14 protein-coding genes are annotated in these 19,977 nt (G+C 67.4%); 10 read left to right on the plus strand and 4 right to left on the minus strand.

Annotated elements, in window-relative coordinates:
• Window positions 1–18: 18 nt before the first annotated feature.
• Window positions 19–1,239: an SGNH/GDSL hydrolase family protein gene (locus ISN75_RS11000; RefSeq protein ID WP_343821509.1), complete on the minus strand. Its 1,221-nt coding sequence runs from the start codon at window positions 1,237–1,239 to the stop codon at window positions 19–21.
• Between the two features lie 51 nt (window positions 1,240–1,290).
• The gene (locus ISN75_RS11005; RefSeq protein WP_343821507.1) at window positions 1,291–2,313 is read right to left on the minus strand and encodes a hypothetical protein; all 1,023 of its coding nucleotides are present in this window, start codon (window positions 2,311–2,313) and stop codon (window positions 1,291–1,293) included.
• A gap of 299 nt (window positions 2,314–2,612) precedes the next feature.
• Between ISN75_RS11005 and ISN75_RS11010 the strand changes: the two genes are divergently transcribed.
• The 10 genes from ISN75_RS11010 (at window position 2,613) to ISN75_RS11055 (ending at window position 14,122) form a co-directional block, all read left to right on the plus strand.
• Window positions 2,613–5,378 (plus strand): TonB-dependent receptor, encoded by a 2,766-nt coding sequence (locus tag ISN75_RS11010; RefSeq protein ID WP_343821505.1) that lies wholly within the window; start codon window positions 2,613–2,615, stop codon window positions 5,376–5,378.
• Window positions 5,379–5,437: 59 nt separating this feature from the next.
• A complete protein-coding gene (locus ISN75_RS11015; protein ID WP_343821503.1) occupies window positions 5,438–6,148 on the plus strand; it encodes a DUF1868 domain-containing protein in 711 nt (236 codons plus the stop codon).
• On the plus strand, window positions 6,145–7,473 hold the full coding sequence (locus ISN75_RS11020) for an extracellular solute-binding protein (protein WP_343821502.1): 1,329 nt from the start codon (window positions 6,145–6,147) through the stop codon (window positions 7,471–7,473). Before ISN75_RS11015 ends, ISN75_RS11020 begins: the two co-directional genes overlap by 4 nt.
• Window positions 7,470–8,363, plus strand: coding sequence for an ABC transporter permease subunit (locus ISN75_RS11025; RefSeq protein ID WP_343821501.1), 894 nt, complete (start codon window positions 7,470–7,472; stop codon window positions 8,361–8,363). The genes ISN75_RS11020 and ISN75_RS11025 overlap by 4 nt, the downstream gene beginning before the upstream one ends.
• Entirely contained in the window at window positions 8,360–9,250 is an 891-nt protein-coding gene (locus ISN75_RS11030; RefSeq protein WP_167257331.1) for an ABC transporter permease subunit, read from the plus strand. The genes ISN75_RS11025 and ISN75_RS11030 overlap by 4 nt, the downstream gene beginning before the upstream one ends.
• Window positions 9,247–10,329 carry an ABC transporter ATP-binding protein gene (locus tag ISN75_RS11035; protein ID WP_343821500.1) on the plus strand — a complete coding sequence of 361 codons (1,083 nt, stop codon included), beginning with the start codon at window positions 9,247–9,249 and terminating at the stop codon, window positions 10,327–10,329. The genes ISN75_RS11030 and ISN75_RS11035 overlap by 4 nt, the downstream gene beginning before the upstream one ends.
• Window positions 10,326–11,147 (plus strand): inositol monophosphatase family protein, encoded by an 822-nt coding sequence (locus tag ISN75_RS11040; RefSeq protein ID WP_343821499.1) that lies wholly within the window; start codon window positions 10,326–10,328, stop codon window positions 11,145–11,147. Before ISN75_RS11035 ends, ISN75_RS11040 begins: the two co-directional genes overlap by 4 nt.
• Window positions 11,148–11,151: 4 nt before the next feature.
• The gene (locus ISN75_RS11045; RefSeq protein ID WP_167257334.1) at window positions 11,152–12,318 is read left to right on the plus strand and encodes an ROK family transcriptional regulator; all 1,167 of its coding nucleotides are present in this window, start codon (window positions 11,152–11,154) and stop codon (window positions 12,316–12,318) included.
• A gap of 13 nt (window positions 12,319–12,331) precedes the next feature.
• Entirely contained in the window at window positions 12,332–12,577 is a 246-nt protein-coding gene (locus ISN75_RS11050) for a hypothetical protein (protein WP_343821498.1), read from the plus strand.
• 324 nt (window positions 12,578–12,901) lie between these two features.
• Window positions 12,902–14,122 (plus strand): glycerophosphodiester phosphodiesterase, encoded by a 1,221-nt coding sequence (locus tag ISN75_RS11055; protein ID WP_343821497.1) that lies wholly within the window; start codon window positions 12,902–12,904, stop codon window positions 14,120–14,122.
• A gap of 88 nt (window positions 14,123–14,210) precedes the next feature.
• Here the strand turns inward: ISN75_RS11055 and ISN75_RS11060 are convergent, their stop codons facing one another.
• Together ISN75_RS11060 and ISN75_RS11065 are read right to left on the minus strand one after the other, a co-directional pair.
• The gene (locus ISN75_RS11060; protein WP_343821495.1) at window positions 14,211–17,534 is read right to left on the minus strand and encodes an autotransporter outer membrane beta-barrel domain-containing protein; all 3,324 of its coding nucleotides are present in this window, start codon (window positions 17,532–17,534) and stop codon (window positions 14,211–14,213) included.
• 76 nt (window positions 17,535–17,610) lie between these two features.
• Window positions 17,611–19,869: a LamG-like jellyroll fold domain-containing protein gene (locus ISN75_RS11065; RefSeq protein WP_343821493.1), complete on the minus strand. Its 2,259-nt coding sequence runs from the start codon at window positions 19,867–19,869 to the stop codon at window positions 17,611–17,613.
• Between the last annotated feature and the right edge of the window lie 108 nt (window positions 19,870–19,977).

Consider the following 19,977-nt stretch of genomic DNA (forward strand, 5'->3'; position numbering starts at 1 on the left):
CGGCGAACGCCCTGGCCTCTAGGGCGTGCCGAACCAGCGCAGGTCCACCGCCTGCGCCATCGCCTTGTAGCCCGCGCTGCTGGGATGCAGGTGATCGCCGCTGTCATAGGCGGGCAGCATTTTTTCCGGAGCCGCCGGATCGCGAATGGCCTGGTCGAAATCCACCACGCCGTCGAAGGCGCCGGCGTGGCGGATCCACTCGTTCACCGCCTGGCGGGTCTTCTCGCCGGCAACGCTGTGGTAAGGCCAGCCGTTGCCGCCATACGGCGTGAGGGTGGCGCCATAGATCTTCACGTGCCGGGCGTGCGCGCGGTCGATCAGGGCTTGCATGCCGTCGATCAGCTGCTGCGGCGAAACCTTGTCCTTGGCGTCCCATGCATAGCCGGAGCCGCCGATATCGTTGATGCCTTCCAGCAGGATGATCCAGCGCACGCCCGGCTTGTCCAGCGCATCGCGATCGAAGCGCGACGGCGCGCTGGGTCCGTAGCCGTCATGCAGGATGCGGTTGCCGCCGATGCCGGCATTCGCCACGGCGATGGATGCAAGCCTGGGCTCGGCCTGCAGGCGCTCGGCCAGGGCATCCGGCCAGCGCGTGTTGGCGTCCTGGGTGGAGCCGGCGCCGTCGGTGATCGAGTCGCCGAAGGTGACGATCGTGGACTTGGCGGCAGGCCCGGACACCTCCACGTCGGTGAGGAAGAAGCGCATGCCGCTCACCTCTTCTCTTGGGTATGCCGCTGCCGCACCGGCGTCGCCGCTTTCGGTGATGTAGGCGGTGGCCTGGCCGGCATTGTGCGCGGTCGAGGCGCGATATTGCTCGGCGGCCGGCACATAGAGGCTTACCGCCAGTTCCTGCAGGGCCCGCATATCCAGCTTGACCGGATCGCTCAAGACGCTTTCGCCCTTGGCGATCGTCACCGTGGGCTGGCCTTGAAACAGCAGCGGGCGATCGCTGCCGGGCACGGTATCCGCGCCGCTTGCATGCAGCGCGACGTGCGCCGGGCCCAGCGTAACGGGTGCATTGCCGAGCAGATTGGACAGCCGGATGCGCAACTCCGAGCCGCCGGCGCTGATCCGCACGATCTGGCGCACGGTCTGGTCGTTCAGCGCGGGGCCGGCGGTGTCGGGGACGGCGGACCAGGCGTCCACCCAGCCGCGATGGTTCGAACCCGCGGCCAGCGCACCGGCCGTGCACGCGCATAGCGAAGCGCCCAAAGCCCATGTCAGAAACCGATGACGCATGCCGCCTCTCCCGCCAGTCCGGAAAGCGGCGATATATAGCAAAGGAGCCGATTAACTTATTTGCGGATCGGCATTACAAAATCTATCAGCGGCGGGAACGGCCGCCGTATCCACCTGCAAGGTTCCGTCCGCTCGGACCGTCACCGGCATGGGATCGCACAGCTCCCCAATGAACGCACCGTTTGCGCCGTTCTTGCGAAAGGCCATGAAACGCAGGCCGCCATCGGGCGCCGGCAGCACCCGTCCCGCATACAGGCTGCCGGCCGGATCGCCCACCAGGAAATCTCCCGGCACCAGGCGCCACTCGCCGAGCGGATGCTCCGCCATCAGGTAGTGCGTGCCGGTCATCGGCCGGGACATCGCGCCGCGGGCGTAATCGCTGTCGATCAGGTTCGCGGCCGTGCAGAACAGGCAATACCAGCGCCCCTGCCAGCAGAAGATCTGCGGCACTTCCATATGCGCGAACACGCGCGAACGGAACAGCGGCGGCTGCAGCGTCCATTGTTCCAGGTCGTCGGAGGTGGCGTGGCCGATGACGCCGCGGCCGATGCTCGGGCCGTCCGGCTCGCGCGCGGTGAAGACCATGTGCCAGCCGCGGCCGTCCGGGTCGGGGAAGATCCACGGGTCGCGGCAGGCCTGTTCGTACCAGGCGTCCCGGTCCAGCGTTTCGTAAAGCCGGTTGTCGGGCAATTGCAGGACGGGGTTGCGCGGCGAGCGCTCCCAGCGCCGCAGATCCGGCGAGGTGGCCAGGCCGATGCGCTGGATCAGGCCTTGTTCTGCGCGGGAGGTCCCCGTGTAGAACATCAGCCAGTGCCCTTGCGGCGCCCGCAGCACGGTGCCGGTCCAGGTGGTGTAGTCGTCCCACGCGGCGGATGCCGCCGGCCGCAGCGCGGTTTCCTGCTCCGCCCAGTTCACCAGGTCGTCCGAGACGGCGTGCCCGATCGACACATGCCAGTGGCGCTTGTTCGCATCGCCAAGCGACTTGGGCGCCTGCAGGAAGAACAGGTGCGTGCGCCCGCCGTCCTGCGCAAACCAGAAATCCCATACCCAACGATCGTCGAGGCGAAACGCCATGCTTGCCTGCCCGGAAGTGCGCGACATTGCGCGGCGCAATATTACTCATAAAGTTACTTAATTACCCCGGCCGCGATGCGATCGGTCGCCCGATGGCGACACTCCGCTCTGAGGCGGTTCTGCGCACACCATCGACACGGCTATTTTTCAAGGTCTTTTCAGGCCTCGACGCGGGCGAAGCGGGACTTTTCCTTGTCCGCCAGGATTGTAAATAATATGACACATGGTGAGTGATATTGTTCCCCGGTCCGCGCTGGCGACCTCACCGCCGCGCCCCTCATCCGAAGCACGGGAACCTTATGCTCAAGCGCACCGAACGACCGCATGGCCGCCGGCTGTCCCTGCTGGCCATGGCGATTCTGGCGGCCCTGCCGGGCGTGAACCTGGCGGGCGAAACCGGCGCCGCACCCGGCACCGCGCCCGAACCGTCGAAGGCCAAGACGCTCGCCGATGTGCGGGTCAGCGGCGAACTGGCGCCGATCGGCATCGCCATCGCCGCCAAGCAGACCCAGGACCGCGTCATGGACGCGGCCACCAGCGAACAGATCCAGGCGCTGCCCAGCCTGAATATCCCGCAGGCCGTGCAGCGCGTGGCGGGCGTATCGGCCAGCTTCAACTCCGACAACGTCAACGGCCGCGACGAGGCGCAGCAGATCGCCATCCGCGGCCTCGACGCCAGCTACAACAACATCAGCTTCGATGGCGCGCCCATGGCGACCACCGACCGGGTCAGCCGCGGCGTGCGTACCGATCTGCTGCCGGCCTCGCTGGTGCAGGAAGTGGACGTGTACAAGACCTGGCAGCCGGACCAGGACCCGAACGCCGTCGGCGGCTCGATCAATATCGTCACGCGCAGCGCGTTCGACCATCAGGGGCGCACCTATGCCAGCGTGACGGCGGCACTCGGCCACGCGACCGGCACCGGCAAGGCCTTGTCGGCGAACCAGGGCCTGGGGCGGAAAGGCGATGCGGTATTCAGCGCCACGTTCGGCCCGGACCACTGGCTGGGCCTGGTGCTCGCGGCCAACGTCGAGAACCGCAATCTGTATTCGCTGGGCCGCATGACCAGCGACAACATCTTCTACAACTACTACGGCGCCAACGGCGCCAACGCCAACAATCCGGCCACCGGCGGCCCCGCCTTCGGCAACGGGATCCCGGTGCCGCAGCAGTTCAAGTACTGGCGCTTTCCGGAGAACCTGCAGCGCAAGGGCCTGGACGGCAAGCTGGAGGCGCAGTTCGCGCCGGACCTGTATGGCTTCCTGTCGTTCGGCGCCAACGCCGAGGCAGTCCATTCCTCTCGCAACGAAGTGTTCCTGGACGACAGCCGCTCCACCGGCCCCAATCCCGTGCTCGGCCAGACCGCCAGCACCGGCGCCTTCGCGCGCGGCGAGGCGGAGGTCGGCCGGATGCAGGGCACGCTCAAGCGCGAGGACCGCTTCGCCCAGAGCGGTTTCGACTGGCATATCGGCGAAGACAAGCTGCTGTCCGCGCGCGCCTCGTATTCCTCCGCGAGCGACCGCAATCCCGTCGCCCTGAGCAAGTACGCCTACGGCGCATTCAAGTACAACGGCGCCGGCGGCGTGGCGATCACCGGCACGCCCGGCCTGGCCATGAGCTACGACACCTCGGGTTTCCTGCCCGGCGTCAGCCTGGCCAATCCGGCCGGCTTCGCCGACCTCAACAACTTCAATGCGGTGTACTGGCGCCACGACACCATCAGCATCGACGACAGCGTCGGCGACCTGAAGCTGGATTTCCGCCAGAACCTGGACGGCGACGCCCGCGGCTTCGGTTACGCCGCCGGCGTCGATGCGCGCCGGCTGCAACATCGCTACAACGAGTTCTACCAGCAGTTCGTCGCCACGTCGCCCGGCGACACGCTGGCCGGCGCCGGCAGCATCGGCGGGACGCTGCCCGGCAGCAACCTGCCCTTCCTGCAGATCGACCCGCGCCAGTCCTGGGCGCAGCTGGCGGCCAGCACGCACGCCGCCGCTTACGCCAGCAACGCCGCCAACAGCCTGCAGGGCAATTACTCCCATGCCGAGGACACCGCCGCCGCGTACCTCATGGGCAGCTACAAGACCGAACGCCTGAGCGTGCTGGCCGGACTGCGCCAGGACGACACCTGGCTGTCGACCACCGGCAACGTGCGGCAGATCGTGGGCGGCGCGACGCAATGGCAGCCGCAGACCCTGCGCTCGCAGTACCGCTTCACCCTGCCCGCCGCCTCGCTGGTCTTCAACGCCACCGACGCCGTGCGCCTGAAGCTTGCCGCCAGCAAGACCATCGGCCGGCCGACCTACGACGCCTACGCGCCCAACACCACCTATAGCCAGAACACCGACGGCAGCATCGGCGTGACGCGCGGCAATCCGGCGATCAAGCCGCGCCAGTCGCTCAACCTGGACAGCTCGGCGGAATGGTTCCTGCCGCACGACAGCCTGTTGTCGGCGGCGCTGTTCCACAAGCGGATCAGCGACGAGATCTACACCCTCAACAGCGTCGGCAGCGTGTTCTTCGGCGGCGCCGACCGCATCGCCGCCATTGCGCAGCCGATGAATGCCTCGCGCTCGCAGCTCAATGGCGCGGAACTCAACTTCGCCAACGGCAGCCTGGAGTGGCTTGCGCCCTGGCTGGCCGGCGCCGGCTACAGCGGCAACGCGACCTTCCTGCGCGGACGCCTGGACGCCGTCACCTCGTCGGGCGCCACGCGCGTCATCGACGGCCTGGTGAACCAGCCCGGCCAGATCCGCAACTTCAGCGTGTTCTACCACCGCGGCGGCACCGGCGTGGACCTGGGCTATCACTGGACCTCGCGCAGCCTGCGCCTGGTCGACAGCGCCCTGCCCAGCCAGGACGTGTACTGGAAGGCGCGCAAGGAGATCGACCTGCGCCTGTACCGCAACGTCGGCAGCGATGTGCAGACCTTCTTCGAGATCGCCAACCTCACCCGCTCGCCGGTGACCAGCGTCACCGGGCCGGCGCACGACCTGCTGAAGGACAGCTTCTCGATCGGCCGTACCTACTGGGTGGGCGTGAAGTACACCCCGCATTCGCTGTGAACGCGCTCCGCGCCGCCTGAAGCCATCGGCTTCTCCAGCCACCCCTGCAGACACTCATCATGCTCAGCAAGTACCACCAGCCGCTTACCCACCTGGACCAGAAGTTCGATGCGCACGGCCATGTGCTGCGCTTTCCGGGCAACACGCTGCTCTGCCACGTGCCGCTGTTCACGCCGCTGTCGGATGCGCTGACCGCCGTGCGCGACCGGATCGGCGCCGCTCCCCATGCCGACGCCCTGGCGATGCTGCCGCCGGAGAGCTACCACATGACGGTATTCGAGGGAGTCAACGATCTTGCCCGCACGCGCGAGCGCTGGCCGGCGGCGCTGCCGCTCAATGCGACGATGGCCCAATGCACGCGCCATATGGACGGCAAGCTGCGCGCGTTCGACCTGGGCTGCGAGCTGCCCCTGCGCATGAAGCTCGACGAACCCGGCCAGCAGCTGATGATCGGCGCGATGCGCCTGGTGCCGGCCGATGCCGCGGAAGCGCACAAGCTGCGCGGGTTGCGCGATCGCCTGGCGCAGCACCTGGGCATGCGCACGCCGTGGCACGACAGCTATGCGTTCCACATCACGCACTCCTATCTCATCAAGCTGCTGAGCCTGGATGCGGTGAAGCAGGCCCTGGCCGTGCATAGCCAGCTGTACAGCGAGCTGGTGGCGCCGCTCGGCGTCATCGCGCTTGGCGCCCCGGAGTTCTGCACGTTCAACGACATGCTGGCTTTCGACAATCGTTTCCTGCTGCGGCGGCAGGAGCACGGCGCATGATCGGCCGCGCGGCCGCACGCCGGCTTGCCTGCGCGCTGTGGGCGCTCGCCGCCGCGGCGCCGCTGGCCGGCCGGGCCGCGGAGGTCGAATTCTGGTATGCGCATGGCGGCCTGTACGCGCAGGCCATCGACGAGCTCTGCGACGGTTTCAACGCGACCCACCCGCAGGACCACGTGCATTGCCTGTCGCAAGGCACCTACGAGCAGACCCTGCGCAAGGCAGTGGCGGCCTATCGCGCCGGCCAGCCCCCCGCGCTGGTGGAGATCTACGACATCGGCACCGCCGACATGCTGCACAGCGAAGCCATCTACCCGGTGGATGCGCTGATGAAGGACAACGGCCAGGCCGTCGACGACGCCGATTACCTGGACGGCATCCGCCGCTACTATGCCGCCGCGGACGGCCGCCTGTTCTCGCAGCCGTTCGGCACCTCCACCCTGGTGCTGTACGGCAACCGCGGCAAGCTCGCGGCAGCCGGCATTCCCGGGCTGCCGCGGACCTGGGAAGCGTTCGAGCAGGCCCTGCGGGCGCTCAAGGCGCATGGCGAAAGCTGCCCCGCCGTCGCCGACTTCACGCCATGGAAGATGCTGGACCAGGTCAACGCCGCGGCCGGTGCGCCGATCGCCAGCGCCGGCAATGGGCGCGACGGTCTTGCCGCGCGCTATGCGTTTGCCGACGGCATCCACCGCCGCTACATGCGCGACGTGGCGCGCTGGCATGCGCAAGGGCTGCTGCTGCCCGCCGTGCTGACGCATGCCGGCGATCAGCCCCTGGCCTTTGCCGATGGCGAATGCGCGCTGTCGCTCGACTCCACCGGCTCGTATGCCATCGTGCTCAAGGCCGGCATCGTCGACGCCGAGGTCGGGCCGTTGCCGGCGTATGCCGGCGCCGCCCGCTACGGCAATACCATCGGCGGCTCGTCGCTATGGGTATTCAAGGGCAAGCCTGCCGCTGTCTATCCGGCGGCGGCGCGGTTTCTGGCGTATCTGCGCGAGCCGCGGCAGCAACGGCTGTTCTCCGCGCGCACCGGCTATCTGCCGCTCACGCGCGAGGCGCAGCGGCAGCTGGAAGCCTCGCCGCTGGGCGAGCCGGCCGCCATCCGCGTCGGCCTGGCCTCGATGGCCCTGCCCGGCAATGCCTACAGCGCCAGCGCGCGGCTGGGCTTCATGTCGCTGTTCCGGCTGATCTGGCAGGAGGAAGTGCAGCGCGCCCTGGCCGGGCGGCAAAGCATGGACGACGCCCTTGCGCATGCGCAGGCGCGCGGCAATCTGCTGCTCGCGCGCTTCCAGGCCACCTATGCCGGCACGGCACGGAGCCAGCCATGAAGGCCAGCGCGCGCTTTCACGGCCGCTGGATGCCCTTGGCGCTCGGCCTGCCCCAGCTGGTGCTGATCGCGTGGTTCTTCTATTGGCCGAGCTGGAAGGGGCTTTGGTGGTCCTTGCACCTGGAGTGCCCGTTCGGCCATTGCACGCGCTTCGTCGGCCTGGACAACTACCGGCGTGAACTGGGCGACGCCAGTCTCTACGCATCGCTGCTCAGCACCGCCGTGTTTTCCCTGTGCGGTGTCGCCTTGTCGGTGGCGGCGGCGCTGGCGCTGGCATGGATGGTGGAATTCCATCGCCGCAGCGGCAAGCTGTTCCGCTACCTGCTGATCTGGCCGTACGCCGTCGCCGGCTCCGTGCTGGGCGTGATCCTGCGTGCCGCCGCCAGCCCGGGCATCGGGCCGATGGCTTACCTCAACCGGCTGTGGCCGCATGTCTGGCAGCCGCATCTGGATGGCGCGCAGGCCATGGCCCTGGTGGTGGCCGCCTTTGCCTGGACGCAGATTCCGTTCGACTTCATCGTGCTGGTGGCGGCGCTGCGTTCGATTCCCGCCGACTATCTGGCCGCGGCGGCGATCGACGGCGCCGGGCCGCTGCGCCGGCTGCTCGATATCCAGATCCCGATGATCCGCCCGCAGCTGTTCTTCGTCGCGACCATGAACCTGGTCGATTCCATCACCAACAGTTTCGCCATCGTCGACACCATGACGCAGGGCGGCCCGGGCGGCGCCACCGGCATCCTGGCCTACCGCGCCTATCGCGACGGCTTCGTCGGGCTGGACCTGTCCGGCTCCTCGGCGCTGTCGATGCTGTTGATGCTCCTGCTGCTTGCCGCCATCGCGGCGCAGTTCGCGGCCATGGAACGCCGCGCGCGGCAGGAGGGCTTCCGGTGATCGAACGCCATCCCGTACTGAAGCTGCTCACCTTGCTGCTGCTGATGCTCAGTCTGGTGTTTGCGCTGGGGCCGCTCTACCTGGCGCTGTGCTCGGCCTCGGTGACCAGCCGGCAGATCCTGCTGCACGGCCTGGCGCTGGCGCCGGGCGGGCATCTGCTGGAGAACCTCGCCGCGGTGCTGCATCGCGCCGATATCGGGCACATGCTGCTGAACAGCCTGGTGGTGGCGCTGATCGTGGTGGCCGGCAAACTGGCGCTGGCTTCGACCAGCGCATTCGCGGTGGTGTACTTCCGCTCGCGCATGCGCCACGTGGTGTTCTGGGGCATCTTCGCCACGCTGCTGCTGCCGCTGGAAGTGCGCATCGTGCCCACTTACGCCGTGGCCTCCGATCTGCTCGAACCGCTGCGCGCGGTGCTCGCGGCCTGCACCGGACTGCACCTGCGCGTGTCGCTGAACCTGCTCGACAGCTATGCCGGCCTGTCGCTGCCACTGATGGCCTCGGCCACCGGCACCTTTCTGTTCCGCCAGTTCTACCTCACCGTGCCGGCGGAGCTCGCCGAGGCGGCGCGCATGGATGGCGCCGGCGCATGGCGCTTCTTCGTCGACATCCTGCTGCCCCTGTCGAAGGCGAATTTCGCCGCGCTCGGCACCATCGTGTTTCTCACTACCTGGAAGGACTACATGTGGCCTCTCGTCGCCACCAGCCGCCCTGAGATGCGCACCATCGCGCTTGGCATCGCCAGCTTCCTGCCCACCGAAACGGGCCAGCCGCCGGAATGGAACCTGGTGATGGCGGCCGCGCTGATCGCGCTGGCGCCGCCGCTGCTGGTGATCGGCCTGACCCAGCGCTGGTTCGTGCGCGGCGTGACCGGAGCGGGCAAGTGAGCGGCGCGGCCATCCAGGTGCGCGGCCTGTGCAAGCGCTACGGCCAGCGCGCGGTCATCGACCGGCTCGATCTCGAATTTGCCGCAGGGGCGTTCACCGTGGTGCTCGGTGCGTCCGGCTGCGGCAAGTCGACCCTGCTGCGGGTGATTGCCGGCCTGGAAGAAGCCGAGCACGGCACGGTGAGCATCGGCGGCGCCGACGTGACGCGGATGGCGCCGCAGGACCGCGGTTGCGCCATGGTTTTCCAGAATTACGCGCTCTATCCGCATATGAGCGTGCGCGACAACATCGGCTACGCGCTCAAGCTGGCCGGCCTCGAACGCGCCGAGCGGGAGCGGCGCATCGGCGAGGCGGCGCAGCTGCTGGGCCTGCGCGACCTGCTTGAGCGCAAGCCGGCGCAGCTGTCCGGCGGCCAGCGCCAGCGCGTCGCCATCGGCCGCGCCATCGCGCGCCGCCAGCGCGTGCTGCTGTTCGACGAGCCGCTGTCCAATCTCGATGCCAAGCTGCGCCACGACATGCGCGTGGAGCTGCGCCGGCTGCACGACGAGATCGGCGCTACCACGATCTTCGTCACGCACGATCAGGTGGAAGCGATGACCCTGGCCGACCGCGTGGTACTGCTGAACCAGGGGCGCGTCGAGCAGGCCGATACGCCGATGGCGCTCTATCACCAGCCGCGCACGGCGTACGTCGCCGGCTTTATCGGCACGCCGCCGATGAACATGCTGGACGCGTGGCACGAAGGCGATCACGCCGTCATCGAGCACGGCGGCCGGCTGCGCATGCGCCAGCACGCCAGCCAGGCGATGCCGGTGGTGCTCGGCATCCGCCCGGAGGCGATCGTGCTGGACGTGCCGGGCGGCATCGCCGCCACGCTGGAAGCGGTGGAAGATCTCGGCAGCCATCGGGTGGTCTATGCGCGCATCGGCGGCCAGCGCGCCCTCGCCATCGACGGCAGCCGGCGCCCGTATCGACCCGGCGAGATGCTGTGCCTGGGCTTCCCGCCGGCCGCGATCCGCCGCTTCGATCCGGCTACCGGCGAACGCCTACCCGGCGATGGCGCGGAGACCGCCGCATGATCGGCCTGCCGGCGCGCCTGACCCTCGCCATGCGCGTGGCCGAAAGCGGCGGCCAGCTCGCCCGCCGCTATTTCGGCGCGCGCGAACAGCTGGCCGCCAGCAGTAAGGGACGCATGGATTTCGCCAGCGAGGCGGACACCGCGGTGGAGCGCCGGTTGCGCGACGAGCTGGCCCTGCACGTCCCCGGCGAAGCCATCGTCGGCGAGGAGCTTGGCGGCGAGGCGGCTGCCTGCGGCTGGGTGCTGGACCCCATCGACGGCACCAGCCATTTCCTGCGCGGCTCGCCGCTGTGGGGCGTGGCCGTGGCATATGTGCGCGATGGCGAGCCCGTCGTCGGCGCCATCTGCTATCCCGCGCTGGGCATGAGCCTGGCCGCCGCCGCGGGCCTGGGCCTGTTCGTCGGCGGCAAGCCGGCCAGGCGCTCGGTGCCGTTTCCCGAGGTGCGCGTGGCGGCGATCGGCGGCAATGCGCGCTGGGATGTCGCGCAGACGGCGGCGCTCGAGGCGCATCTGCGGCAGCACCAGTGGACCTGCGCCCGCTATCGCTGCGCCAGCGTGGGCCTGGGCTTCGCGGCGCTCGGCTATATCGATGGCTACTTCGAGGATCGCACCCACACCTGGGACATCGCCGCCGGCATGGCGCTGTGCCGCGAAGCCGGGCTGCTGGTCGAATCCACCGTTTCCGCCGAGGCGGACACGGTGAGTGTCGCCGCGGGCACGCCGGCCTTGATGCAGGCAGCCATGCCCTGCTGGTCTATCCTGCTGGCCGGCGGCCATGCCCAGGGCGCGCCACGTTTATCGCATCCGGAGGTCGGTTGAGGCCATGAGCACCACCAGGAAAAAATCGGCAGGCACCGCGGCGAAGGCGCCGCGCGCGAAACCTCCGGGCGAACTGGCGCTGTCGCCGAGCGAACGCATGATCCTGAACATCGTGCGCCGCCATGACGCGATCGCGCGCGCGGCCATCGCCGCCGAGACCGATCTGGCCCAGCAATCGGTGCATCGCCTGGTCGAACAGCTGATCGAGCGCGGCCTGCTGCGCGCCGGCGCCGCCATCCCCAACGGGCGCGGCCAGCCCAGCCCGCGCATCGAACTGGTGCGCGAGGCGGCCTGCAGCGTGGGCATTTCGATCAATACCGATTCGATCACGCTGTGCCTGGCCGACCTGGGCTGCCGCGTGCTGGAAGAGGTGCATATCCGCACGCCGCCCACGCATCGCAAGGCCTCGCTGGCCGCCATCGTCGATGCGCTGGAGCGCATGCTGGCGCGCAACGGCGTGGCGCGCGAGCGCCTGATCGGCGCCGGTGTGGCGATCGCCGGTTTCTTTATCGCCGGCCGCAGCCAGGTCAATGCCTCCGAGCCGCTGCAGGACTGGTCGCTGATCGAGCTGGCGCCGATCCTGGAAGAGGCCTTGCGCCTGCCGGTATGGCTGGAAAACAACGCCACCACCGCCGCCATCGGCGAAAGCCTGCTGGGTGCCGGCTTGTGGGCGCGCAACTTCGCCTACCTCGCCTTCAACTACGGTTTCGGCGCGGGCATCGTGCTCGACGGCAAGCCCCTGTTCGGCACGCATGGCAATGCCGGCGAGCTCACCTTGTTCACCACCGAGGAAGCCATGCACCGCCCCACCCTGCGCTCGCTGATGGACGAGCTGCGGGCCCACGGCGTGATGGTGGATTCGGTGGAGGATCTGCGCCAGCGCTTCGATCCCACCTGGCCCGGCGTGGAGCGCTGGATCCAGCGCAGCCTGCCCGCGCTCAACCGCACCATCAATGCGCTGGCCGGCCTGTTCGATCCGGAAGCCATCGTGTTCGGCGGCCAGTTGCCGTTGCCGCTGGGCCGCATGCTGATCGAACGCGCCTGTTTTCTGGAGATCCATCGCTATGGCATGGGGCCCGACCGCCCCAGGCTGGTGCTGGCCGAAACCAATGGCGATGCGTCGGCGATCGGTGCCGCGCTGGTGCCGCTGAAGGAGCGGCTGTTCGAGTGAATACGTAGAGCCGATGGCTGCCATCGCGCATGGCGCGGTGGCCGGCCACTTGCTACAAGGCGTCATTCCGGCGCAGGCCGGAATGACGGGCTTGAGGTTTTTTGTTTTACCGCTATTCCATCAGGCCATTGATGGCTCGAAAGAAGACATTGCACCAGGAATTCAACGCGGCGCGATTATGACATTTTCCAGCGACAGCGCGGATCAGAAACAGCGCTTGAGCATCCCTCCGCAATTTCCGCTTCAAAGCAGATATTGACCTGATTGGACATGTCGCCGGCCGCGTAATTAGGCCACCTTCCAAACGCTCAATAGCTGCGCAGTAAAGCTCGTCACAATTAAAGGAATCGCCACCCGAATTAATCGCGAGGCTTCTAGCCGCCTCACGTAAATCGAGTACCGCAAAGCGGCCCGAACGGGCATGGCGGCCGCCACAAAACATTAGGACAAGGATGTCCACCCGCTTATCGAAATCGAACTTCGACGCTTCGCGCCGTTGCGGGCGTCCGCGTGCCTGGTTTTACCGATGCCCGACCGAAAACCAACCTTCAACCGTTATCCACCGACTGGAGTTCGTTCGTTTATGAAGCTTTCGCTCAATAAGTTCAGCAAATGCCTGATGGCCGCCGTTGCCACGGCGCTGCTCGCGCCCAGCCTGGCCTCGGCCTCGCATCTGGTGGCCCATCGCGGCATCTTTCACGACGCCACCGATCGCTGGAATCTGCCGGAAAACTCCTTTTTCGCCATTCAGCGCGCCTACGACATGGGGCTCAAGGGCGTCGAGCTCGATCTGCGGCTTTCCTCCGATGGCCAGGTCATGGTGACGCACGACCAGATCGCCAATCGCACCACCCGCGACGATTTCGCCGGCGGCAACTACAACCCGATCGACGGCGCGCTGAGCGGCAGGCCGCCGGGCGCCCACTGGGTGGACAAGGACAACGCGCATCATTGGCAGAACACCAAGCTCAAGGTCTACGGCAAGAACGGCCAGATCGTGAACTGGGGCGCGGACGGCGACTTCAGCTCGTACATGCAGACGCTGGACGGCCTGCTGGGCTACTTGAATGCCAATCGAGGCGACATCCTGCGCAGCAGGGACTTCATGATCATCCTCGACATCCAGGACCCGAACATCCTGAAAAAGGCCGGCCAGATCGTCCAGAACTGGGCATCCCGCGGCGCCAGGAATTCGGTCTACCTGAAGTTCTTCGCCAGCAAGGCGCTGTTCAACGATACTCGCTATAACGGCGCGGACACCTGCTACCAATACGCCTGGCATAACCATCTGAACGGGCTGAAGATCATTCCGCAGATCAACGATGGCGAGCTGACCGCTTACTCGAACGACCCCGAGGCCGAAAACGACGACCGCGGTATCGCCGCGTTCCAGACCTGGCTGAGCATCCCGGACTTCCTGGGCTGCTGGGCCGGCGCCCAGGCGCAGCACAACGACAACGCCGCCCAGATGCCGATCGTCAGCGCCAGCGTGCCGTGGAACGATTCCAACGCCACCAAGGCCGCGTGGGAAGCGATCAACTGGGCGCGGCACAACGGCCGCCAGACCATGTCCATCGTGCCGAACCCCGATGCGGGCCGGCGCGAGGGCGGCTCCTGCAAGTACTACACCTGGCAGTCCACCGATCCGCGCGCTGCCGGATTCAACTTCAACGCACGCCAGGCCAAGCAGAACTTCGTCAACAGCGCCAATCCCGACTACGTCATCATCGACATCATGGGCGACATGAACCACTCGCAGTGGAGCAGTTCGCTCTCGGATTTCCAGCGCGATCTGTGCAACTGATCTGACCCGGCCTGACTGACCAGGCCGCGGAGTGCGGGCTTCGTCCGCGCTCCGCGGCTCCTCGGTGTGCTGCGGCTGCGCGCCGGCTCTAGAATCGCCAGCTCAACTGTGCCCTGAGCGACGCATCCTTCGTATGCGAGGCGAGCTGCGCATCGTACGAAACGCCAAGCCTGACGCTCCTGTTTACCGCCACGTCGACGCCTGCGCTCAACGCAAGAGCGTTGCGCGCGATCGGCAATCCATACACGGCAAACGCACCGGTATCGGCAAAAGCCAGCGAGCTGCGCGCCTTCAGGTCACCGGAGACATGGCGCCATCCGGCACTGGCATAGGCGTTGAACGCATCGCCCTGGAACACGAAGTGCGTGGCCGCGCGCGTACCCAGCGTGGTGTAGACCACTGCGCGCTGATTGCTCCTGACCGCCAGCGCCACGGAGCCGCCGCGCTCCCGGAACGAATCCGTGGCCAGCTTGACATAGGCCGCCTGGGCGAACGGCTCGACGACCGTGTCGTTCACGGCTATCCGATAAGCGGCATTGCCATAGAACTCCGCGGTATGCGCTGCCGCCCTGCTGTACAGGCTGCCGCCGGCATCGGCCACCGCCACGCGACGGGTGGTGTCCGCGCGATGCCGCGTGTAATCGGCGCCGGCGCCCAAGGCCAGCGCGCCGACCGAGCCGCCCGCGTAAAGACCGGCGTAGTCGTCATTGCTGGACAGCGAGGAGCCGCGCTGCGGCACGCCGAGCGCGGTTCGCGTACGGCCGCCGACGATCCCCAAGCGACCGCCCTCGCCCAGCGGCATGTCCGCGCCGACAAGGAGACCGCCGGTCGTGCGCGACATCGGCGCGCTGTTGGCCGTCCCGTCCATGCGCCCCCACGAGCCAACGGACTGCCCCCACCAGGCCAGGCCATTCGATTGGGTTCTGACCCGCTGGCCGGAAACGGCGCCTGCGACATCGGCGTCCGGATCGGCCTGGCCAAGCCGATGGCTCACGGCATCGCGCATGATGCGCGTGTCGTCCAGATAGGCGCTTTGCGCGCTGGCGTAGATCTCGCCGGAGAGCCGGTCCGCGGCCATGCGCAACGGCGCATCGCCCTGCAGGCTGCTCAGCGCCATGAACGGCGCACTGCCGGTCGGCATGTCCTGGATGGCCGCCAGCACGGCCGCCTGATTGGGTGTATGCGCCGCCGCGGCGAAGGCGGGCGGTGGCGGTGGCGGTGCGGGCGCAGGAGCGGGAGCCGGTGCAGCGGCATCCGCGTACGACACATCCAGATAGACGTGCTCGCCGTCATAGACCGGCACCACTTTCAGATTCGCGTTCAGGCCGGCATTGCCCACAACCGTATAGGTGCCGCTCAAGCCGCCATTGGCCGTCAGCAAGGTATAGCGCCTGACACCCTGAAACGCCGCGACCGATGTCGCCGAAGGCACCAGGCTGAGCACTGCGCCGGGCTGCAGCAGCGCGCTGCCGCCGATGCGCAGCTGGCTGGATACGCCATCCTGCGCCATGTTCCACTGCGCGACATAGGTGGCCCCTGCTGCCTGCGTGTAAGCGCCGCCGACCGTCAGCAATTGGTACGTCCCGCCGGCGTTGCCCGGCGCCACCGTGCCGGAGACCCGCAGGTCGCCGCGCACCAGGCCATGGCCGATCAGCGTGCCCGCATCGAGCACCGAGCCGCTGACGGCGCCCTGCAGATGGAGCAAGGCCTGCGGCCCGATGCTGGTGGGGCCGCTGTAGAGATTGTCGCCGGCCAGCACTTCCTCGCCGCTCACGATGCTCAGCGCCGCTCCCGTGCCGCCGCCGAGGCCGCCATCCGCGAGTTGGCCACCGAACGTGCCGCCGGCCTGGGTCAGTACCAGCGTATTGCCGCCCAGATAGACGGTGCCGTTGCCGGAGAGCGATCGGACATTGACGCTGCCGGCAGCGCGCGACACGTCGAACGCGCCATCGGCCTGCACGCCCGCCGACGCGGCGATGCTCACGGGCCCGGCCAGCCCCAGCCATCCGCCCTGCTCGATCACCGTGTTGCCGGTATAGGTGTTGGCGCCGCTCAGGTTGGCGATGCCGCCATTGGCCACCGTGAGCGCGCCGGAGCCGGAGATCACGCCGGCGAGTCCGAGCGGCCCCATGGCCTGCGTCACCGTCAGCCCGGTCGAGAGCGGCGCATCCGTCACATAGAACGGCGTATAGGCCGTGGCCTGGTTCTCCAGGTCGTACATCACGGCGTTGTTCATGAAGAACGACACGCCATACAGCGCCGTGCCGGACGGAATCTGCGCGCCCGCGTTGCCCGTGCCCACCACATGGAGCGGATTGCCGTTGCCGTCATCCGCGGTGGTGATCGCCACCGTCTTGGCGCCGGGCGCCGCGCCGGCCGCGCCGAGCGCCACTCCGGCGACCTCGTTGCCGTTGGCGTTGATATGCCCTGCCGCGGTTTCGCTGGCGATCAGCCCGCTGTCATTGAGGTAGATCCCGGACGTGCCGGAATCGAGCACCGTCTGCAACTTCGCCGTGTAGGCGCCATGGTTCAAGCTGTACGTGAAATAGGTATCGAACTGCTGCGCCGCGTGCGCGCCGGAGACATTGAACGTTTCCTGGTACGTGCCCTGCTGCGTCCCCGGCACCCATGGCACCACGCTCAGGAACTGCGCACGCAAGGCGGGCGTGAGGCCAACCACGAAGCATGCCTGCCCGCAGCCGCCGGGCGCGCCGGGTTTGCCGTTGGCCTCGACGATGTAGCCCGTGGTGGTGAGCATGCCCGGCACGCCGCCGTTGTCTCCCGCATACAGGAAGTCGCCCGCGCCGAACCTGCCGTGGAAGCGTCCTTGTTCCGGTGCCGCGTCCCGGTCGAGTTGCTGCTGCCAGGTCAGGTCCTGGTACATCGTCACCGGCTGGCCCGATGCGTTCATGCCGGTGGCGATGGGCACGCCCTGGGTGTCACCGCCGGGCACGTTCGGCGCGAAGTGGTCGGAGGTCATCACCGCATCGAGCACCGCCGCCACCGGCAATCCCTGTGGCGGCGCCGCACCGAACACCTGCTTTCCCGTGCCCGGGTTGTAGAACTGGACGCTTGCGGCCGTGGTGTTCTGCTGCCAATAGCCGGTGGTGCCGTCGCCATAGCTGAAGACGTAGGGCGAGTTGCTCGCGGACGCCTTCCAGCCGGGGAACCATGACACCGCGCCGCCATCGTGACCGACGGCGATATTGAACGAATCGGAGCCCGTGTCGAACAGGTATTCCCGCGGCGCGCCGCCATTGAGCCCGACCTGGATGCCCAGGCGATAGGCCGGCGCGGTGCCGCCGCCAGGCTGCTGGACGAGGTCCAGCGGAATATCCGATGCCGCTGCGTGGCCGTGCCCGAACAGGCACGCCAGGGCGCACCAGATCGGCGAATGCTTCAACTTGCTCATGCTCTCCCCTGCTCCGCCCGGCGCGTTGCCGGGCGGAGAGGCGATCCCTGGGATCGCCTGTGCCTGTTGCGTGCGGTTACTTGGCCAGCGCCGCGATCTGGGCGTCGCTCAAGGCCATGGAATAGAAACGGAAATCCTCGATGCGTCCATCGAAGGACGCATGTCCCCCATCCCAGCCGAGCAGCCTTTTCTGATCGATCAGCTGGCGCGGCGACAACTCGAAGGAATCGTCACGGCCAGCAAGCCGGCCATCGATATAGATCTTGGCCGTGCCGCCACGCAAGGTCACCGCAACGTGCACCCAGCGGCGGAATGGCAAGGCCTGATCGGCTTCGACCGCCTGAGTCCCGTTGACGCCCGAGGCGGTGATGCCAAAGCGCAACCTGCCGCCGTTGCGGCCCGACAGCGGCGCAAGAAACATGCAGGCGCCGCCATCCAGTCCCATGAACAGCAGGCAGGTATCCCAATGCAGCGGCGCATTGGCGAAGGTCCACATCGACAGCGTGAAATCGGCGACGTCCGTCATCATTCCAGCCGGAAGCTGCACGTACGACTGCTTGCCGTCGAACAGCAGCGAAGCACTGCCCGGCAGGCGGCCCGCGCCCCAGCTCGCACCGTTCATCAGCGTGCCGTCGCCGCGCAGCCGCTCGCCTTCGGGCGAGGTGACCCAGCCCATGGCCGTGTTGCCGCTGCCGTCGGTAAGCTCGATCGAGCAGCGCAATTCACCGGGAACCGCGACGCGTACCGCACGCGATACGAGGTTGAGGCCGTTGCTGGCCTGGATCCGGTAGTACCACACGCCTGGTGCAGGCGTGTCGCTGAAGGTGCGCGTTGCATCCCCAGGGACCGAGCCGATCACGCTGAACGGCCCGTTCGCGCTGCTGCCGCGCTGGACCAGATAGGACAACGTGCCCTTGCCGCCCCACCACGAAAGCGTCACCTTGCCTTCGCTGCAGAAACCCGATACGCCGAACGGCGCGCGCAGCGATCCGGCGTAGTCGTCCAGCCGGCTCCACAGCGTGGTGTACGGCATGTCGTCGCTGCCGCCATCGGGGTTCCTGAACTCGGTGTCGTGCGTCATCTGCGCGATGTAAGGCGCGTCGATGCCCATGCGGTTGACGTAATGGTTGTAGATGGTTTCCCAGCAACCACGCAACGAAGGGCCGGACTGGTTGGCCGCGGCGGTGAACAGGCCGGTGGGACTGGACTGGCGCGCGAACGGCATTACGTATTGCTTGCCGTTCTTGTCCAGCACATTGGACTTTGCCACGTATTCCGCGCCGGCCAGGAAGCGGTTGTTGAAGGCGGAATACAGATCGTCGCCCTGCTTCCACGCCATTTCGAGAAAGTCGCCGCCCAGCGACATGCCGAGCGTGGAATGGCCCTGATCGCGCCCGCTTTCCTGCCACTGGCCGAGGTGGCCCGGATGCATGAAATACACGCTGTGCATGGCCATGCCATTGCCGAACTGCGTGTGCACGTCACCGTGATTGTTGCCGGTGTAGTAGTCGATCGCCTGCCGGTACAGGTCGATGTCGTCGCAGAACACGCCGATGGCCAGCGTGCCGACGAGCGCGGCATAGTCCCAGTTGGCGAAGCTCCACAGGCCGCCGTCGGTCAGGTGCCCGTGCAGTCCCTTGGAAATCGGGCCCACGAATACGTTGCGCAGCATGTCCTGGAAGCGCGCCACGCCCGCCGCCGACCAGCCCGAGTAGGTGCGCATGATTTCCGCGGCGTTGGCAAACTGGCGGCCTTGCATGCCGCACATCAAATAGAACGTGTGGTCGTCGTGCGCGGTGGAACCTGGCGGAACGGTCCCGATGATCTTCAAGGTCGATGACCACGCATCGAGCGTTTCCACGGCCGACTTGGCGTAAGCCTCCTCACCGGAAATCTTCCAGCGCAAGGCAAGGCAGAATGCCCGCTGGGTATCCCTGTACAGGGCCCACTTCGTTCCGTCCTGGCGATAGCACGCCGGCTGGGGATTGGGCTTGGCCGTCAATGAGGTGTCGCCGGAGGCGCACAGTTTCTGCCACCACTTGGTCCACGGCTGCTCGCCGTTCTTGATCTTGTTCCTGATGCGCGCGAAATCGTCTTCGTCGGCCAGCAGGCCCGGATGCTTGAAGCGCCCGGTGATCAGCGGGCTGCCCGCGGGTGCGGAACCCGATGGCGGAAGGCTGCGGGCGCGGCTTTCGCCCACGCCGAATCCGAATCCGAGCAGCAAGGCGCCGGCACCCAGGCCGCCGATGAAGCGGCGGCGAGAGCTGTCATCGATGAGGTCGTGCGTATCGGCACCGAGCTGGGGAGTGGGCTCGGGATGGTTGGTTTGCTTCATGAGTTTTCACCTTGATCGCCGCCGGACATGCAGTCAGCGGCACGATGGGGGAAGTAATCGGCAACAGTTGTGCACCAGCTGCCCGGACAGCGCCATGTCATTCAGGGG

It is taken from the genome of Dyella marensis (assembly GCF_049532885.1).
GTDB classification, from domain to species: Bacteria; Pseudomonadota; Gammaproteobacteria; order Xanthomonadales; family Rhodanobacteraceae; genus Dyella_D; species Dyella_D marensis.

What these genes read in the sequence shown, in the direction of transcription:
- ISN75_RS11015 (WP_343821503.1), top strand. Translation starts at nt 5,438, where the DNA reads ATGCTCAGCAAGTACCACCAGCCGCTTACCCACCTGGACCAGAAGTTC.
- ISN75_RS11025 (WP_343821501.1), top strand. Translation starts at nt 7,470, where the DNA reads ATGAAGGCCAGCGCGCGCTTTCACGGCCGCTGGATGCCCTTGGCGCTC.
- ISN75_RS11050 (WP_343821498.1), top strand. Translation starts at nt 12,332, where the DNA reads ATGGCTGCCATCGCGCATGGCGCGGTGGCCGGCCACTTGCTACAAGGC.
- ISN75_RS11055 (WP_343821497.1), top strand. Translation starts at nt 12,902, where the DNA reads ATGAAGCTTTCGCTCAATAAGTTCAGCAAATGCCTGATGGCCGCCGTT.
- ISN75_RS11005 (WP_343821507.1), bottom strand. Translation starts at nt 2,313, where the DNA reads ATGGCGTTTCGCCTCGACGATCGTTGGGTATGGGATTTCTGGTTTGCG.
- ISN75_RS11010 (WP_343821505.1), top strand. Translation starts at nt 2,613, where the DNA reads ATGCTCAAGCGCACCGAACGACCGCATGGCCGCCGGCTGTCCCTGCTG.
- ISN75_RS11065 (WP_343821493.1), bottom strand. Translation starts at nt 19,869, where the DNA reads ATGAAGCAAACCAACCATCCCGAGCCCACTCCCCAGCTCGGTGCCGAT.
- ISN75_RS11045 (WP_167257334.1), top strand. Translation starts at nt 11,152, where the DNA reads ATGAGCACCACCAGGAAAAAATCGGCAGGCACCGCGGCGAAGGCGCCG.
- ISN75_RS11040 (WP_343821499.1), top strand. Translation starts at nt 10,326, where the DNA reads ATGATCGGCCTGCCGGCGCGCCTGACCCTCGCCATGCGCGTGGCCGAA.
- ISN75_RS11000 (WP_343821509.1), bottom strand. Translation starts at nt 1,239, where the DNA reads ATGCGTCATCGGTTTCTGACATGGGCTTTGGGCGCTTCGCTATGCGCG.
- ISN75_RS11060 (WP_343821495.1), bottom strand. Translation starts at nt 17,534, where the DNA reads ATGAGCAAGTTGAAGCATTCGCCGATCTGGTGCGCCCTGGCGTGCCTG.
- ISN75_RS11020 (WP_343821502.1), top strand. Translation starts at nt 6,145, where the DNA reads ATGATCGGCCGCGCGGCCGCACGCCGGCTTGCCTGCGCGCTGTGGGCG.